Annotated in this window: 11 protein-coding genes and 2 pseudogenes; 8 read left to right on the forward strand and 5 right to left on the reverse strand. The window is 66.3% G+C overall.

Going from position 1 to position 18577, the window contains the following annotated elements; translation table 11 throughout:
- Window positions 1-118 precede the first annotated feature (118 nt).
- Window positions 119-604, forward strand: a complete 486-nt coding sequence (locus BTO20_RS37145; RefSeq protein WP_087083402.1) for a hypothetical protein — start codon at window positions 119-121, stop codon at window positions 602-604.
- 339 nt (window positions 605-943) lie between these two features.
- Window positions 944-2944, forward strand: a complete 2001-nt coding sequence (locus BTO20_RS37150) for a hypothetical protein (RefSeq protein ID WP_232491338.1) — start codon at window positions 944-946, stop codon at window positions 2942-2944.
- Between the two features lie 570 nt (window positions 2945-3514).
- Here the strand turns inward: BTO20_RS37150 and BTO20_RS37160 are convergent.
- Both BTO20_RS37160 and BTO20_RS37165 read right to left on the reverse strand, forming a co-directional pair.
- The gene (locus tag BTO20_RS37160; RefSeq protein ID WP_087083408.1) at window positions 3515-4288 is read right to left on the reverse strand and encodes a hypothetical protein; all 774 of its coding nucleotides are present in this window, start codon (window positions 4286-4288) and stop codon (window positions 3515-3517) included.
- Complete coding sequence (locus tag BTO20_RS37165) at window positions 4285-5157, reverse strand: ParA family protein (RefSeq protein WP_232491339.1); 873 nt, start codon at window positions 5155-5157, stop codon at window positions 4285-4287. Before BTO20_RS37165 ends, BTO20_RS37160 begins: the two co-directional genes overlap by 4 nt.
- A gap of 963 nt (window positions 5158-6120) precedes the next feature.
- Between BTO20_RS37165 and BTO20_RS39695 the strand changes: the two genes are divergently transcribed.
- The 6 genes from BTO20_RS39695 (at window position 6121) to BTO20_RS37190 (ending at window position 16030) form a co-directional block, all read left to right on the forward strand.
- A complete protein-coding gene (locus tag BTO20_RS39695) occupies window positions 6121-6477 on the forward strand; it encodes a hypothetical protein (protein ID WP_157680453.1) in 357 nt (118 codons plus the stop codon).
- A gap of 79 nt (window positions 6478-6556) precedes the next feature.
- Window positions 6557-7852 (forward strand): hypothetical protein, encoded by a 1296-nt coding sequence (locus BTO20_RS37170; protein ID WP_087083412.1) that lies wholly within the window; start codon window positions 6557-6559, stop codon window positions 7850-7852.
- A gap of 206 nt (window positions 7853-8058) precedes the next feature.
- A complete protein-coding gene (locus BTO20_RS37175) occupies window positions 8059-8949 on the forward strand; it encodes a hypothetical protein (protein ID WP_232491340.1) in 891 nt (296 codons plus the stop codon).
- Window positions 8950-8973: 24 nt separating this feature from the next.
- Window positions 8974-9615 (forward strand): hypothetical protein, encoded by a 642-nt coding sequence (locus BTO20_RS37180; protein WP_232491341.1) that lies wholly within the window; start codon window positions 8974-8976, stop codon window positions 9613-9615.
- A 47-nt stretch (window positions 9616-9662) separates the two neighbouring features.
- The gene (locus BTO20_RS37185; RefSeq protein WP_087083414.1) at window positions 9663-15398 is read left to right on the forward strand and encodes a helicase-related protein; all 5736 of its coding nucleotides are present in this window, start codon (window positions 9663-9665) and stop codon (window positions 15396-15398) included.
- Window positions 15398-16030, forward strand: coding sequence for a hypothetical protein (locus tag BTO20_RS37190; protein ID WP_232491342.1), 633 nt, complete (start codon window positions 15398-15400; stop codon window positions 16028-16030). Before BTO20_RS37185 ends, BTO20_RS37190 begins: the two co-directional genes overlap by 1 nt.
- A gap of 10 nt (window positions 16031-16040) precedes the next feature.
- On the opposite strand, the gene BTO20_RS37195 is transcribed toward BTO20_RS37190, so the two are convergent.
- The 3 genes and pseudogenes from BTO20_RS37195 to BTO20_RS37205 form a co-directional block, all read right to left on the reverse strand.
- Complete coding sequence (locus BTO20_RS37195; RefSeq protein WP_087072533.1) at window positions 16041-16340, reverse strand: hypothetical protein; 300 nt, start codon at window positions 16338-16340, stop codon at window positions 16041-16043.
- A pseudogene (gene istB / locus BTO20_RS37200) lies at window positions 16330-17116 on the reverse strand (IS21-like element helper ATPase IstB). The gene BTO20_RS37195 and the pseudogene istB overlap by 11 nt, the downstream one beginning before the upstream one ends.
- Window positions 17117-17176: 60 nt before the next feature.
- A pseudogene (locus BTO20_RS37205) lies at window positions 17177-18503 on the reverse strand (Mu transposase domain-containing protein); the annotation flags it as partial.
- Window positions 18504-18577 lie beyond the last annotated feature (74 nt).

Raw genomic sequence — 18577 nt, forward strand, 5'->3', positions numbered from 1 at the left:
TGTTCACGAACTGCTCTATTGTGTACTGTACGTCTCATCACGCGCAAGGGAGTGTGTGCAAGACACGCGGGAATGGCTTACAGGGTAGGTCGGTTCCGAGATGAAAGAGTGACCTGTTATGGAGATGCCTCGTCGCCATCGCAGCACCTACAAGGGAGACCGCGCGCAGATCATGGCCCTACCGGACCCGGTCGTGTGCGCCCTGGTTCGCGAACGCGCCGCACTGCTTCACGTCGGGGTGGCGCAGTATGCCGGAGACGTGCTGTCTGAGCACGTCGGCCTGGATCATCTTGTCCGCGAACTCCACGGACTGGACCTTGGCAACCTGCCCCCCGCGGTGCCGGATTCGGGACGGCCCTCCTACGTCGAAGCGCTGGAGGCGCCCAGTTTCGTCAAGGCCATCGCCCCGCGCGAGGTCTACAACGTGATCAGGACCCGTGCCACGATGCTCGGCATCTCCATGGGCCGCTACGTCGGTGATGTGCTGTGCGTGCACGTCGGCATGCCCGAGCTGATGACCGACCTGTACCGGTTCGACCTCAACGAGTTGGACCTAACCGTCGATGCGCCCGGGCGCAGTGAGGGGCTGCCGTTGGCGATATGACCCACCGGCCCCCACCTTCGTCTTGGATGACTGCGCTTGGGGGCAGATGTGACAAATCCATAGCTGGCGTGCGGATTCCACCCGGAAATGAACAAAGGCCCCGCTAGGGGGCCTAGTTCCGGTTTCGATTCGAAGTTGGTGGCTTCGAATCCGGGTCCGCACCCGTTTTCCCCGAAGGGACGTTGTCTTGCACGACTCGTCTCACGGTAGCGCATACCCGCGATTCTTTCCAGAACTGGCGCAGGGTCTGTGCAGAAACCGTGACATTTCACGCACCCCCGACCCTGGGGTGACCTACGCACCGACCCCCAGGCGGCCGGTGTAACCGTGGCACACCATGTGTCACCTTCACCCACTCCCGACCAGGTGTGGGCTGCACTGGCGCCGCTGCTCAGCGCCCCGGGGCGCACCACCATGCGCCTGTACAACCCGAAGACGGGCAAGTTCAGCACCAGCCGCCAGCTCACGCGCAAACTGCCGGGCCGACCCGCAGCGGTCTACCTCTACACCGAGCACGCCGCAACCACCCGCATCCTGGCGTTGGACTTCGACTCCACACGCGGCGGGCCCGCTGCGGTGGAGCGTGACGTCGAGATCGCACGCCACTGGCTCACAGCCGCCGGCGGCCGCCTCATCGTCGACCGCTCCACCAACGGCGGCATGCACATCATCTGCCCGCTGGCGCCAGCCACCAGCGCCACCCACGCCGAGATCACGCACCTGACCGCGGTCCTGGCCGCACACCTGCCGACCCTGGACACCTCACCCAACGGCAACATCGCGACCGGATGCCTGAGCCTGCCCGGCACCCTCGACAAGCAGGGTGGCCACCGCCAGCTACTCGGCAGTCTGCGCGATGCCCTCGACACTATCGCCGACGGCTCCACCCCAGACTTCCTGCCGACCCTCTACGCCCACCTCGGCATCCTCAAACGGCAGCCCACTCCCGCAGAGACCACAGCCCCCGACAACTGCCCCGCCCTGGCACAGTTCACCACGGGCAATGGCGACGACCTGCGCCTCGCGCCTGCCCACACCAACCCCACGCCCATCCCGGCCCAAGTGCTGCACTACGCCATCCACGGCGACCCCACCGGATCGGCTGGACGCGCCTGGCCCACCCACTCCGAAGCCCGGATGTCGGTGATCTACCACGCCGTCATGCGCGGCTACACCCTCAACGATCTACGCGCACTCATCGCCCCGAACGGCCCCTGGCACCGCGGCTTGGGAGCAGCGTTCAACCGCTACGCCAGCCGCGCCGACAAAGCCCTGAGCAGGGACTTCAGCAAAGCAATCAACCACTACTACGAAATGGTGCTCATTCACCGGCACCGTCAACACAAGGTACAGAAAGAATCACCGGGGGGGACGACATCAAAGGCAGCCGGCCCAGCAACGCGCGGAGCCAGCGGACCCGTGGAACTGCGTCGCTGGCTGGCCTACGCATTCCGCTGGGCTGATGCCGAATACCAAGGCCGACGACAACGGTGGACGGTCAAGGTAGTCCTGCAGGCGCTGGCCTACCTGGCGATGAAATCAGGCGAGCAAGTCAACGGTGTCTGGGTGGTCGCAGTTGGAGGACGCAGCCTGTCGCTGGCGGCCGGCCTGATGACCGCCGACGCGGTGTGGAAGGTCCTGCGCGACGTGCGAGACCGTGTCGGCGCTCCGCTGATCCTGACCCGCCGCGCCGTCGGCCGCGAAGCCGACGCCTACGCCCTGACCAGGCAAGGCGCCCAAACAGTCGACATAGTCGCGGCCGAGCGGATCCGCATCGAACCCGTACACGACGCCTGGCAGATTCTGGGTTGGCGACTGCAACGCATCCACGACCTGGTCGTGCACCACGGCCTCACCGACCGCGCCGACATCTACGCCGCGGCCGCAGTCACTCGAAGCACCGGCGACGCCATCATCCTCGACCTACAGATCGCCGGCTTAATCGCCGTCACCGGCCGCGGCCGCGTCGGGCCCGGCCCCACCACCCTTGACGCCATCGCCGCCCGCCACAGACTCCACGACACCCGCCAAGACCGCATCGAGCGCTACCGCGCCGAACGCAACGCCTGGCACCAGTGGCTCGACAACAAACATGACGAGCAAGCACACCTGCTTCTCGCACAGACCGCCGACGAGGCCTACCTGCGCGGCCCCAGACGTGATCGCGCCCTCGCGATGCACGCGGCCTACCTGCAATCAGTACTGGCCACCGGCCCTCCCCCAATGCCCGGATACGACACACCGACCGACACCGGAGAAGACGACGAAACTCTCGTCATTGAGCGCCGGGCACTGACCCTGCTGTGGGAAATGCTGGGCGCCGTCGTGGTGCGGTGCTGACCAGTTCTCCAGGGGTTAACGTTGGTAAGTGAGTAGTGGGAAGGGGGATGCCTCGGCATGCGACCTGTGACCGTCGCGGCTGGCGTCGCAGTGTGCTGCACCCTGGTGGGGTGTGGGGTCGGCGGCGGAGTGACGGCTCGTTCCACATCGGCCGCGTCCTCGCAGAACGCCGCAGGTGACCTCGGTCTGCCGGGAAAGACGTTTTCACCATTCGACATCCGCGTGTACGCCCAGGTGCCTCAAAGCAGCGACCGTGTTCCTCCAAACTCGATCTGGCATTTGCCGACCCAGACACCGATCAGGGTCATATGTATCCGGGAATCACCCGAACCCAGGCAGAACTGGCCACATGACCACGCGAAATGGGTGTGGATCCACTACAAGGGAAAAACGCCGAATGACGCGGGGTTCATCAGCCTGACGGATGTCACCGTCGAGACCGGACGGGACCCGAGTACGAACGCTCAGCTGACGATCGAAGAGGCTGTGCCAGCCTGCCCCAAATAGCCGGTCGCCAGGCACGATCGGTCGAAGCTGCTCCTTGTGCGCGCGCTCGACCGGCTCCGCGCTTCAGCGCTTCGGCACGTACTCGGCGGCCAGCGCCGCCGAGACAATCTCGGAACGCGACGCTTCCCGACGTCCAGGATGTCCGTCAGTGATGATCGCATTCACCCAGGCGACAATGCGGTTGAGTGCCTGGTCCTCCCCACCGTTTGGGCGGATATAGAGCGGCACCTGCGGGTCGGTCCTGTTCCTGCTCGCAACCGTCGGCCGCCGATAAAACGACGTGAAGTCGGTGTGCTCATCTGGGCGCCGCGCCAACACCAACTCGGGTAATCGTGCCAGGTGAGTACTTACCGCCGCCATGATCAGCGACGTCTGCGGAGGCTGCCCTGGCTGCTCGGCGGCCGCCTTGAACGCATCGAACACCGAACTGGCCACGCTGAGGCGGGTCGAGCGCACCACATGCATCACCGGATCGGACCAGTCGATGGTCAGATCCGGCAGCGGTCGCCGCCCCACGGTATGCGCCACACCCGCGCGCTCATCACGAGCTTCTACGGAGGTCTGCGCCGCACCCGCACCAGCCGATACCTCCGTGTCCGCGGCACGCGCAGGTGGGATTGCGGTGTCACGGTCGGCGCCACGTCCAGCACGCGTAGCTCCGCTGCTGGTCACAGCGTTGCCCGCAGCAGGCACGGTCGTCTCGGCGCTCACCGGGTCCTGGGGGGTGGCGGCAGGCGCCGCCGCGGGATGCCGCGGCGGCGGGACCTGCCCGGCCCGGCGCTGCCGGCCCGCCCGAAGCTTGCTCAATCCACCGCCGTTGACAGCAGTCTCGCTCACAACAACGCCTCCTCATCCTGCTGGTCTTGTGCCATGGCGTTGCGCACCGCATGGGTCAACACAGTGCGAGCAACGTCCTTGACCTCCGCGACAAACCTCGCACTGGAGGCCGGAATCTGACCGGACCGGCCCGGTGCACACACCGCCCCTGAAAGCTTGCGGCGCTTCAGAAATGCATGGCTGTGCACCGGCGGGCCCACCTCGATGCCATAGGTTGTGCTGATCTTCTCCAGGCGACTGACCTCAGGCTCGGGAGCGGCCTCAACCCGATTGGGCACCAACAGCAGCGGATACCCACCCTGCAACTCGTTGGTCATCTGCTCTGTCGCCGCCAGAGCACGCGTTTCCAGGTTCACCGGCACCACCACCACATGAGCGGCGCTGGCGGCGCCCACCGTGGACGGGACACCACCAGGATGGGTGTCGATGATCAGCGGACGTTTCAGCTCGGCTGACCATTTCTCCAGCGCGGCAGCCATATCGGGGCCCGAGGGCTGATTAACCGCGAAGTCAGGGTGCGACGGGATCAGGTCGGCCCGCATCCCCCGCCCGGACAGCGGACGTGGACACCGTCCGCGCTCCAGCGCGTCCAGCAGCGGCGCGTTCGTCCGCGTCTCGTAGCGATATCCCCACGCCCGGGTGGCGCCGCCGGCATCCCAGTCCAGGTCCACCAGCACGCCGTCCAGTAGCCATGCCAGCTCTTTGGCCAGCTCGGTCTTGCCGACCCCGCCCTTCCACGCCGCGATGGTGATGATGAGCCGGTTGAACAGGTCGAGGACGTAATCCGGGCTAGCGCCCACGTCCACACAGAACGTGTCCAGAGCAGAGCCCGTCAGCCCGATGCGCTCCAGCCCTGTCCCTTGCTGCACCGCCGTCCCTTGCATTGGGAAGCCCCTTCCATCCCCGCGTGCGGCGGATCAGACCACCACACCTACTAGCCGCACCGCGTCGCCATGCAACATCGCTCAGCGTTGTGAGCCACCACGTGGTGACAGATACTGCTGCACCACAACACAACTCACTGCGGCTCACCATAGCACAAACCCCCGTGTCGTACAGCACATGCGCACATACGCGCCGCACGTCATCGCTCCATCACAGCGGCGCATCACAGCGCCGCCCATACGCGCCGCACAGGTGCGGCGCACCCAAGCGCGTAACCTCCGTGCTCTACCACCGCGCCATATATGCACGCCGCACGTCGACGGCACACGAAGTGGGCGATGCGCGTCACAAGCCGTAGCGGCGCACAACAGCGACATCCGGCATGGGCGAACGTGTGCGCCTCGCCATGTTGCATATCCTGTTGCGCCGCATGTTGCGTACCATGTTGCATACCGCCGTGGTGTCTGATGTTGCGGACCATATCCCCAGTCCGGGAGGATGTGTACCCAAAGCCGGGGGCTCTGCGTGCCGTCGCACATGTCAGAACCCGGCACGGCACCAGGCATATAGGGGAGTCCGCGTTCGTGGCGCCACGGCCGTTCAGCGCCGTTTTCGCAGGTCGCAATGCTCGCGCCCATGGGGTATCGCGGCGGGGGATTGGCGGGCATGTTGCGCCCGATGTTGCATCCAATGTTGCCGGCGATGTTGCAGAACACTGACGTGGTCGCGCCGGGCCGGGTGGGTTGATGGGTGGCGTACCTAACCGGGACGCGACGCTCGCAGTGATGTTGTGCGCCGCACATGACCCGGGGGGCCCACCGCAGAATCACCTGCGCGGCGCACAACATGCCGGGGGACGTTGCGCGCAGGGGGCAGCCGAACCTCGCCATGCGCCGGGGGAGAGGGTCGGTGAGCAGTGATGCGCGGCGCACATGGTCGGCGCTGGCGTGAGCCCGGAGTATGGCCGGGCCCGGCCCGACGGCGCGGCGCGCAACGCGCAGAACGCACAATGCACATCGCCGCGCTCTGCGCGTGTGGTGGCGCTCGCGGAAACCGGCGCTAAACCAGGTAAAATGTCCGGTGTTATGGATGCCCAGAAAGCTGCAGCATTGCGGCGTGTTCGCGCCCAAGCTGGCGAGCTAGATCGGATCGACGCGGATCGCAGACGCCACATTGCGCTGCGGGACAAAGCGATTCGTCAGGCCAAGGAGGCAGGCGCTACCTGGAGCGAACTGCAGCGCGAGGCCGGCCTCACCGCAGCCGGGCTTCGGAAAGCCTTATCTCGTACTGACAACGATCACTAAACCCGGTATAGTGCCATTGTGGCGCGGCCGGCTCGTTGTCCGCGTGGTAAGTCCCCTGCCCTCGATTACGGAGAGCGCGATGACCGTTTCCGCTGAGCCGACGCGCCAGCCTCATCAGGCGGCCCAGCCCAGCCCGCCGCAAGTCGACACCGCCCGCTCCCAGCACACACATTTGGAAGCGCCCCCGCACCCGCCGCAACGTGCATCGGGCGTCACCATCGCGTGCTACGTTGCCGCCCTGGCCACCCTGCCTGTCAGCCTCAACACCTCGTGGCGTTTTTTCGACGAGGTACTCAATATTCCCACCGCCGACGGCGAGCGCTACATCATGTTCGCCGTCGCCGAGTTGGCGCTGATCGTCTCCGGTGCGGGCATGGCTGTGAACGTGCGCCGCACCGGCCACCCCGGACCGTTCCGAATGGTCGTGTGGGCAATGTGCGCCGTCTCCGGCTACATGGCCTGGGCGATGAGCGACCTCGAGGAAGGCCTTGCCCGTGTGATCCTCGGGCCAGTCCTCGGCGCGATCATGCTGCACCTCGCGCTCGGCCTCGAGCTTCGCGCCCGCCACCATCGAACAGGCACCCCGGCCCGCATCGGCCGAGAGTTACGGGAACGGATGCTCTCACGGCTCGGCCTAGCCGACGACGAGCGCGACGCACTGCAGCGCACGCGCGACCGCGCCGCCTTCCGAGCCGCTCAACTCAGCATGCCCCGACGCTGGCGCTGGTCACGCGAAGCACGCCTACAGCGGGCACTTTTGGCCGCCAACGTTGCCGACGACCCGGACATGCGCGATAAGATGCTCGCCCGCCTATCTGTTCTGCATCACGCCCACGAACTCTGCACCTTCCGCCAGCCCTCACCATGGCCCGACGAGCACCCCGCGCCGAGCGGGGGACCCGATCATGACCCAGGCCCGACGCCGCCGAAACCACCGACCTCCCAATCAACGCCGGCGGTGAACACAGCGCAGATGGCGCGACCGCACCCGCCCGCAGGAGCCGCGCACATGCACACGCGCAGCGCATCCGATCCCGGGCAGCCAAGTCCCGCGCACACCGACCCGCGCACATTGGCCGCCGTGCCAAACCGCACATCCGCGCATCAGGTGCGCGTACCTGCGCATTACAGCGTGGACACCACGGAAATCCAGAAATGGCTGCCGTTGGCCAGGAATCTTGTCCACAGCGGCGTAACCCAGGGCCGGATGAAACGACACCCCACCACCAAGCACCCCGAAATCGTTGCCGCGATGCTGGCCCAGCACGACTCCGGCACACCGCCAAGCACGATCGGGCGCTACCACAAGGTCCACCACACCATCGTCGACGAAATCCTCGACGCGGCACGAACCGCAACCCGCAGCGCAGGCTAATGGGCTTCTTAGGCGTCCTGAGGTTCGCGGGGCACCACCGCCTGACCCGCCTGAGGCCGGGCTACCTCTAGCTGTCGAGGTGCGCGGCGTCCGAGACGACCGGGGTGTTGATCAATCCGTTGCACAAAGGCGATTGACGATTGCGCAACGTTGACCTATCTGTATGCGTGTTAGGCATGTAATATCTGGGGACAATTAGGGCCTTTGTGGTCCTGTTGAGCAGCGGACCCAGGGAGGCGATCATCGAGGCCGTTGAGCCCGACGCGGAATCCGGCGGGCAACCCGACGTCAAACGGTTGTCCCAGCAGATGCAGATTCGTCTACGCGAGCTGGGGTTCAGCCTCCTTGGCGCCTCCAAGCTTGGAATCCTATCGCGCTCAACCCTGACCAGCCTGCGTGACGCAGATCGTGTCCCGAACCTGCAGACCCTCACCAAACTCGATGACCTGCTGGTGTGGGAGCCCGGGTCAGCCAAGGCCGTTCTGCACGGCGGCGACCCGGTGCCGCGCGAGCGCGGTGTGTACAGCCAGCTGCCGAAGTCGACCCTGCCCGAGGAGCAGGCACAGTCCGGGGTCACCCTCGACACCCTGTTCGACCCCAACGAGGACCCCGCCCAGTGGGACTACAGCGGGTTGGTCACCGCGATCGAGCGTCGGCTGCGCGAACTGAACATGACCAAGTCGAAGTTCGCCGCGATCGGTGGCCCCGGACGCTCGACGTTGGCGACGCTGGGCCAGCGCGGATACGTGCCGACCGCCGAGACGCTCGACCGTATCGACCGGTTTCTAATGTGGGAACGCGGGTCGGCGCTGACCGTGCTGCGTGGGGGAGCCCCGGTGCGCATCGGCGCCGCGATCGCCCATCCCGCGCTGGTGCCGCTCAACGCGCTCCGCGACACCATGAAGGCATTCAAGATCAGACTCAACCGCCAGGCCCAGAGCGTGGCGCAACTTCTGTCCGACGTCGATGAGGCTTTGACCCGTGTCAACGTCGCCATAGCAGAAGTGGGGGATCCGGCACGGCGATCCGTGCCAGGTCCAGATTCGGGCAGCCCCGATGAGGGTGATGCCGCAGGTAAGGGAGAAATCCATGACTAGCGGTATGGCCGTAGGGAGGCTGCTATGGGCGACCAGCAGCAACCGGATCTGTTCAGCATCAACGCATCGATAATGAAGCCCGTGAGCAGCCAATGGATGCGCGAGGCGGTGCAGGCCGCCTACCGGCAGCTCGGCCTGCCGACGGGCTGGTCCAGCGAGCAGACCGAGACGTTTCTCAACCTGGTGACCGAGCGGCTGGACAACAAAGCCGCAGCGTTGTCGATCGACCTGGCGCAGGACGCGATCAGTCGGTGGCGGACGGCCCACCCCGGCCAGGAACCCGACCATCAGACCACGGTCGGCCTGCACGAGACAGCGCTGGAGAACGCCCGGGAAGCGGTCGTGCGGCAGGAACTGTACGCACTGATTCCGACCCCGGCCGACGATCAGCCGGAGCCGGCCAGCCGGCCCAGGCCCGAGGTGAGCTGGCAGGACAGGTGGCGCGACGTCCGCTACCGGACCGAACCCAGCGAGGCCGTGGAGGATCTGGTCGACACGGTGTGGCCACAACGCTCGGTGATGTTTCGGGTCAAGGCCGCCTACCTGCTCGCGACCCGCGCGGAGGAAGGCCGTCCAATACCCACCAGCCCCCGCCACCACCTGGTGCCCCGACTCACCCCGCAGGTGGAGGAGGAGCTGAGGGCCGACGGGTACCCGATCGAGTAACCCGCAAGAAGAAGGCGCGTCAGCGCAGCGAGTACGACGACCCGCAGTTGGCGCTGTTCGCCGAGGACAGCTTCGACCTGCCCACCGATCCCCGGGTCATCGACCCCGGTGGCGCCCCACTGCCCCCGGTGCACCACCCTGACCGCGACGCCACCAACGAACAGGCCCAGGAGACCTCTCCGCCGGCGGTCGACTCGCTGACCCTCAACCCCCCGCAGCGACCGGCACTGGCCCTAGTGCCGCCGGTGCTGGCCGACACCCCCGCCGCGGCCGAGCCAGCCCAAAACCGGCCGCACCTGAGCGCAGTACCCGATACCACCGCCCCCGCCGTCGACCATGACACCGCCGCCACTGCTGTCGACACCGACGTCGTTGCCGAGCACCCAGCCCCGGCCGAGGCCACCGCGCCCCCGCAGCCGGAGGAGGTGGTGCACCCACCAGCGGTGGACTTCCAGCCCGGCACCGACATCCGCGTCCCGTCGGGCACCAAGGCCCGGCTGCTGGCCAACATCGCCGTCATCGACACCCTGACGCGGCTGCAGCGCGACGGACGCCCCGCCACCGCCGCCGAGCAGCAGACCCTGGCGTGCTGGTCGGGCTGGGGCGCGATCGCCGACGTCTTCGACACCCGCAAGGACACCTACGAGTCTCAGCGTGAATACCTCAAGGAGGTGCTGGGACAGCGGCAGTACCGGGCGGCCTCCGCCAGCACCCTCAACGCCCACTACACCGACCCGGCCATCGCCGAACACATGTGGAAAGCCGTGCAGCACGCCGGATTCAGCGGCGGCCGCGTCCTGGAGCCCGGCTGCGGATCGGGCACCTTCATCGGGCTGGCACCCGGCAACGCCCAGATGGTCGGGGTGGAGAAAGACCCGATCAGCGCCGCGGTGGCCGCCCACCTGTATCCGTCGGCCCAAATCCGTTCCGAGGGCTTCGAAACCACCAACGTGCCCAACGGCAGCTTCGCCGCCGTCATCGGCAATGTGCCGTTCGGGGACTTCGCGCTGCGCGACCCCTCCTACAACCCGAAACGGCTGTCCATCCACAACCACTTCATCGTCAAGTCGCTGGATCTGACCGCCCCCGGCGGCTACGTCGTGGTGCTCACCAGCCGCTACACGATGGACAACGTCGACGATAAGGCCCGGCGTGAAATCCTGGCCCGCGCTGACCTTCTCGGCGCCGTGCGGTTGCCCACTGCCGCGTTCCGCCGGGTAGCCGGCACCGAGGTCGTCACCGACATCCTCGTGCTTCGCCGCCGCGAGGCCGACCGCGAGATCGCAGTGGGGGAGGACGGCTGGCTGGCCGTAGCCGACATGGACCTCGTGACAGACGATGGGCGCGAGTCGTCGCTGCCGGTCAACACCTACTTCCATGAGCATCCCGAATACATGCTCGGCACCCCGATGATCGGGCACGGCATCCACGGCAGCACCACCCTGCAGGTCCGCACGATGGACCCGTCGGCGGTCCCCGACCAGGTCGCCCGCTGCCTGCGCAGCATCGTCGATGCCGCGGTTGACAGCGATCGCGCGCTGACCGCCAGCCCGGCCAGCCTCACCGACGTCAGCGAGGTCAGCTTCGATCCCGGCCTGCTGACCAAAGCCACCGCCGGCCAACTGCCCGCCTACGGCACGCTGCGCTTCAACGCCGAAGCCGACCGGTTCGAATCCTGGGACCGCGACTCGTGGGTGGAAACGAAGGTCTACCAGAGCCGCAAGGACGAGACGATCAAGCTGCTGGCGCTACGTGATGCCGCCAACGCCGTGGTGGCCTCGCAGCGCAACGGGCTGCCACCGCAGGAACGCGAGCAGCTCCGCGGCCAGCTCAACCGCCTCTACGACGCCTACGTCAAACGCCACGGCCCGATCCAACGGTTCAAGTGGAGCACTCCCGCCGAGATCACCCAGGACAAACACGACAAGAAGCTCGGCAAGAAGATCGATTCGTGGCGCAAGAAGAACCCCGACGCCGACCGTGTCCCCGAGGAACTCCTCGAGCAGTGGGACCAGGAAGCCTGGGAGACCCCCAACCCCTACAAGCTGCGCCCGCACATCGTCACAGCCCTACGCAACGACCCGTCCTGGACCACGGTGCTGGCCCTGGAGACCTACGACGAGCAGACCAAAGAGGTCCGCAAGGCACCGATCTTCAGCGTCGACCTGCTGGGGCCGCCCACAGTCCGCGACCGCGCCGAAACCGCCGACGAAGCACTGGCCATCAGCCTCGACCAGCACGGCGGCGTCGACCTCGACCACATCGCCACGCTGCTGGACACAGACAAGGCCGCCGCGCGCGAACACCTGCGCGGCCTGGTATTTCCCTCGCTGCGTGACCCCGACGTGCTGATCCCTGCCACCGCCGCCCTGTCAGGCAACGTGCGCCGCCAGTTGCGGGAAGCCGAAAAGGCCGCCGAAAACGATCCCCGCTACCACGAATACGTCGATGCGCTGCGCAAAGTGCAGCCCGTCGACCGGCAGGCCAGCCAGATCAGCGCCCGCCCCGGATCGCCCTGGATCGACGCACGCTACGTCGCCCAGTTCGCCCGCGAAACCTTCGCACCCTCCGAGCACAAGATTCCCCGCGTCACCGTCGACCACATCCAGGGCGTGTGGACCATCGAATGCCCCAACCATGACCGGGCGCATGCCAGCTTCTTCGAAACCTGGGGAACCCGCTACGACAACCGCGACGCCATCGACCTGCTCGAAATGGTGTGCAACAACAAAGAAATCGTCGTCAAGTACACCGCCGAGGAGACCGAGCGCACCGGCCGAACCGGCGTCAACCGCGACGCCACCGTAGCCGCGCAGGCTAAAGCCACCAAGATCAGCGAGGCGTTCCAGAAGTGGATCTTCGCCGACGAGACCCGCCGCGACGAACTGGTAAAGGTCTACAACGAACGGTTCAACTGCCTGCGGGCACCCAAATACTCCGGTGCCGCGCTGACCCTGCCCGGACTGTCGAAGCGCTTCGAACCGCACCCCTACCAACGAGATGCGGTGGCACGCATCATCGCCGAACCCAACGTGCTGCTCGACCACGTCGTTGGCGCAGGAAAATCCGGCACCATGTTCATGGCCGCCATGGAGTTGCGCCGACTCGGGCTGGCACGCCAACCCTGGATCATCGTGCCCAACCACATCATCGAGCAGGTCGGCAAGGAGGCCAAATGGTGGTACCCCAGCGCTGAAATCCTGCTCGGCGCACCGGGAACCGACCCCGAAGGCCGCCGCCGCTTCGTCGCCCAGTCGGCCACCTCGGACTGGGACATGGTGATCGTGCCGCAGTCACTGTTCGAGGCGATCCCGGTCGGGCCCGAGGTGCAACGCGACTATATCGAACGCGAACTGGAAATCCTGCGCGAGGCACTCAGCGCCACCACCGAAGACACCACCCCGACCAGCGTCAAGCGTCTGGAAAAAGCGCTGCAGCGCTACGAAACCAAACTCAAAGACCTCACCGATCAGGCCAGCAAGGACACCGGCCTGCGTTTCGAGCAGACCGGCGCGGACTACCTTTTCGTCGACGAAGCCCACATGTTCAAAAACAGAACACGGCTGTCAGCAGTCAAGGAATTGGCCTGCCCCAACGGATCTGAACGTGCCGACGACCTGGCGATGAAAATGGACATGCTGCGCCATCGCCGCCGCGAAGAGGCGCTTGCCGCCGGCCGCCAACCCACCCCGGCCGATGAGCGGGTCGCCACCTTCGCCACCGGCACCCCGGTCGCCAACAGTCTCGGCGAAATGTATGTCATGCAGCGCTATCTGCGCCCCGACCTGCTCGACGACGCCGGCGTATTCCACCTCAACGACTGGGGAGCAGCCTTCACCTCCACCATCAACACCGTCGAAGTCAACGCCACCGGCACCCAGCTCAGACCCGTCACCCGCGTCGGCAAGTTCACCAACCTGCAAGAGCTGCTAAAGCTGTCATCGGTGTTCACCGACGTCATCACCCGCGACCAGGTCCTCGACCAAGCCAAAGTCGAGCTACCCGAGCTGGTCGGCGGCAAACGCACCATCATCAACATCCCGGCCGATCAGGAACTCAAAGACTTCATCACCGACCTGGGCTACCGGGCCACCGACATCGACCCGAAGAACATGGCCCGCGACAACATCCTCAAGATCAGCAACGACGGCCGAGAGGCCAGCCTCGACCCGAGGATGGTCCACCTGCCCGCCCCGGCCCACTCACGCACCGCGGCCGTGGCCGACCAAATCATGGCGGTGCACAAAGCCACCGCCGACCGCATCTACAAAGACCCCCAGCACGGCCACGACATGCCTAATCCCGGTGCCCTGCAAATCGTGTTCTGCGACCGAGGGACACCGACCAAGAAGGCCGGGAAACCCAAAGACAGCTTCGGCATGTACACCGCCATCCGCGACGAGCTCATCGCCCGCGGCATGCCGGCCGAGAAAATCCGGTTCATTCACGACGCGGAAAAACCCGAAGACAAACTGCGACTGTTCGATGAATGCAACCGCGGGATGGTGTCGGTGTTACTCGGCTCGACAGAAAAGATGGGCACCGGGACAAACGTGCAGACCCGCGCGGTCGCCCTACATCACGTCGATGTGCCCTGGCGCCCAGCCGATCTGGAGCAGCGCGAGGGCCGCATCATCCGCCAAGGCAACCAGAATCGCCAGGTCCACATCTTCAACTACGTCGTCGAAGGCAGCTACGACACGGTGATGTGGCAGAAAATCGAGGCCAAATCGCTGTTCATCGAGCAAGTCAAACGCGCCGACATCGCCGTCGATGAAGTCGAGGACGTCGGCGGGGGAGACCTCAGCGCCAGCGCCGCCGAGACCAAGGCCATCGCCACCGGCGACCCGCGCTACGTGCGGCAAGTGCAGCTCCAAGACGAGATCGACCACCTCGCCGCACTGGAACGCTCCCACCACGAGACGCTGGCCAGCCGCGACCGCGAAATCGCCGCCAACCAACGCCAGCTCGCCATCGTCGCCTCCGACCTGCAGGCCCTGGCGCCCGTGGCAGAAGACGTCGCCGCCCGCGACCCCGACACCCGACCAACCATCCTGGTCGAAGGCCGTCGCTACCCGGAGCGCAAGGACGCCGCCGAAGCGTTCGCCACCGTCTGCCGCAACACCTACCACGCCATGAAGAACGCCCCCGGTTACGAGAACCGCCCGCTCAACGCCTCGATCAACGGTGTCGGGCTCCTGGCACGCCGCGACCACCTGAACTCGAAACTGTGGATCAAAGCCGAAGTACCGTCAGCCGAAATCGACGTCACAGTGACGGACCTGCACACAACCGTGGGCAGTCTCGATGACAGCGGCAGCGCCAAAAGCCGAGGTCTACTCACCCGCGTGGAGAACCTCTACAAGGACCTGCCCAACCATCACCAGCGGCTGCAGCGCAACCACGACCAGATCGCCGGCGCCATCGAAGACCTCCAAACCACTGAGGTCGAGGCGTTCGACCGCGGCGACGAACTGGCCGGGCTGCGAGAAGAACACGCCACCTTGACAACAATGCTGCGGCTGGAAGCCGAATCCGAAGCAGCCAAAGCCAAAGCCGCCGAGGCGCAGCACCGCATGCGGGCCGCCGGCCGAGAACCCGGATGGTCGCTGCACCTCAACCCCACCCCGTTCCTCCTCGAGGAATCCGGTTTCGACACCGCCGAGCAATACCGCTTCGCCCAAAAGATCGCCGAACGCGCCCGCGCCGCGGAATACCTTGCCTCCCAGCAGGACAAAGGCGCGGAGGAAGACCGAGACAACGACGACGGGCTGGCCCTGTGATGAACGGCCAGGAACGCACCCCAGCGCAGGCCGCGGCCGCCGGCGCCGAACGGCGCCAGCCCGACGACCCATGGTGGAGCTACACCCAAGGCTGCGCCGCCGCGTTGAGCAGGGGAGCAGAACCACCCGTGGTCGCCACCCACGGCCCACTGCTACAGCCCAACGAGGTGACCAGGCTCAGCGCCCCCGCCAACTACAGCCGCCTTGTCGGAGGCGACGGGCACTTCGACCGCGCCGGCGCCCCCTTCTTCGTCAACCCGCTGCTCATGGCCGGAGCAATGGCCACCCAAGGAGCCATCAACCGTGGCCGACGACGCCGCGCCGAGCAGGACGCCCAGCCCACTTGGCGCAACCACCGGCAAACCGCAGTGCTCACCACCAACCTGCGGCTGATGTGCAGCCGCCCCGACGGCGGCTACGTGTCGTTCTGGTACCAAGACCTCGCCGAGTTCTACCCCCACCCGCACGCCCGCACTCTGGTCATGTCATTCGACGAAGACCACACCCCGCCCCTGCAGCTCACCGGGCCCGCCGTACCCGCGATCAGCCTGTGGGCAGGCCACGCCATCTACGGTGATGGCGCTAAAGAAGACTGCCCAGAGATGCTAAGCGAAATTGCCCAGTTGGCTTGAGTGGCTAAGGTTAGCAGGTTCGTCGTTGCAGGGGAACGATTGTGCCGTCGCCGGGGGTGCTGGGGCGGGCAGCTTCTGGAGTGGTCAGCAAAGCGACGATGGTGATGGGTTCGCCGCAATGCGGGCAGGAACGGGTGGCGGCCGGCTGTGGGGCGGGTGGCCGGGCCTCGGTGACGGTGGCGGCGGTGTCGCTGTGTTTGCGTTGCTCCCAGGCGTGTTTGCGGCAGCGGTCTGAGCAGTAGATCTTGGTCGGTGTGGTGGCGGTGAATTCGGTCCAGCAGGCTTGGCAGGAACGGGTCTCAGCTGACATGGGCGGCGACCGCCTTACGCATCGTTTCGGCGGTGGCTTGGTGGTTGCGCAGCCGGTAGCTGGGTCCGTCGATACCGACCACGGTGGCGCGGTGCAGTAGCCTGTCCAACATGGCGGCTGCGACGGTGGCGTCTCCGAAAGCGGTTGCCCAGTCAGCGATCCCAACATTGGTTGTCAGAATCGTACTCGACTTCAGATACCGTTGGTTGATCACCTGGAACAACGCGGATGCCCATCGCCGGGCAGCGGAAGGTAGCCAAGTTCGTCAATCACCAACAGTTTCGGTCCGGCGAAGAACCGCATGCAGGTGTGCCAGCGGCCTTCCAGGGCGGCTTTGTGGCAGCGGGCCGCCAGGTCGGCGGCGGTGGTGAAATACACCCGGTGGCCGGCCTCGACCGCGCCGCGGGCCAACGCGACGGCCAGCATGGTCTTGCCGACCCCGGGTGGGCCGACGAACAGCACGTTGGCCGCGTCGTCGAGGAAGCGCAGACTGGCCAGGTCGTTGATCAGTTTGGCGTCGACCCCGGGCTGGGCGGCGAAATCGAAATCGGCCATGGTCCAGGGTTCGGGCAGACAGGCGAACCGCAACCGTGAGGTCAGCCGGCGGGCTTCGGTGGCGTTGACCTCGATCTCCAACAGCCGCTCCAAAGCGGCGGTCAGGGACAGGTTTTCGGCGCGGGCGGCATCGAGGATGCGGGTAGCGCTTCGGCTGCGTCGCCGAGTTTCAGATAGGACAGATGTGCCCGGAGTTGTTGGTATCGGCGGGCTTCGCTCATCTGTGGGACGGTTTTGCTCAAGGGGTTACTCCTGGTTCTGTTCGGTTGGATGGTGTTGGGAACAACGGATAGCCGTGCTGCGGTCGCCGCATAGACGGCCAGATCGATCACTACCTTCTGGGCGGGATCGTTCGCCGGGCACCACGCAGCCGCGCGGCCTCGGCAACGGCGGCCACCGAGGGCGGTCGCCGGGTCTTATGAGTGCAAGGCCTGGCCGTCGAGAACCCGATAGCACTGCCTGTTCGAGCGCGACGACGTGACCGGCATCGCGCACCACCGCGCCGCTGCCGTCGACCGCGCGGCGGTGCGCGGCAACAACGGCTCCCGATGCCGTGGTCAATTGCACGGTGTCAGAGCCCAGGCGGTGGGTGACGGTCACCGTGGCCCCGGCCAGCCCCGGCGGCACCGAGTACTGATTGCCCCGCCAGGACACCAACGCTTGTGGAGTGACGATGCGGTGTTCGGTCAACTCGGCCGGATACGAACCCGTCGGCAGTGACCGTAGTGGTTCGGCATCGGCCAGGGCGCCGACGGTGGTGGCCTGCCCGTCGCGGCGCCGGCGGCGCCCGTCGAGCTTCACGCACAGCCGGTCCAGCGACGCCTGGGCTTGCTCGATCGTGGTGTCGTCGGTGACGGTGCGCCACCAGCGTTGGGCGGCAGCGTGATTGGACTTCTCCACCACACCCTTGCGGTTGCCCCGTCGTGGCGGGCACACATCGACGGCGACAGCGTAGTGTTTGGCCACCCCGGCGAACGCCGCGGTGATCCGGCCCGATTCGGGATGACATACCGTGGCCATCCGGTCGAACCGCCACCGCTGGGTGACCCCACCCAACCGGATGCTGACCGCCTCGATCGCTTCCACGACGTGCGCGAAGTCCTCGGCCGGGGCCAGCGCCCCGCGCCAGCGGCTCGAATGGGCCAACGCCCCGACCAGCAGGTGGGCATGCCGGTCAGCCGCCCACGATGCTGGTGGATCGGGCAGCTCGACCCAGTCCCACTGAGTCTCGACCCCGGGCGGATGATCGATGACCGCGACGTCGCGGCCCTTGACCGACTGACACGGCTCGCAATGCGGTCGCAGCCCCAGGTTTCGGATTGCCAGGGTCAGCGACGGATACGAGCCGGTAAAACCTAGCTCGACGAGTTCGTCGAACAGGGTTGAGGCCCACAGGTGCGGATCGTCAGCCAGGCGGATCCGGCAGTACTCGACGAACGGATCGATCACCAGCGGTTCAGAGCGTTGGCGTTGCCCGGGTACTCGTTCCCCAGCCAGATAGGCCCGAACGGTTCGGCGATTGATCCCGAGATGGCGAGCGATCGCCGATATCGACCAACCCTGCTCCCGAAGCGCATGCGCTTCCACATCACCCTCCAGCGACAGCAAACGACGGCCCTCCCATTCATCAGCGGAAACACAACTCCGCTGACGATGAGCAGAACCCCGACAAGCAGTCCGAC

Source organism: Mycobacterium dioxanotrophicus (assembly GCF_002157835.1).
Classification (GTDB): Bacteria; Actinomycetota; Actinomycetes; order Mycobacteriales; family Mycobacteriaceae; genus Mycobacterium; species Mycobacterium dioxanotrophicus.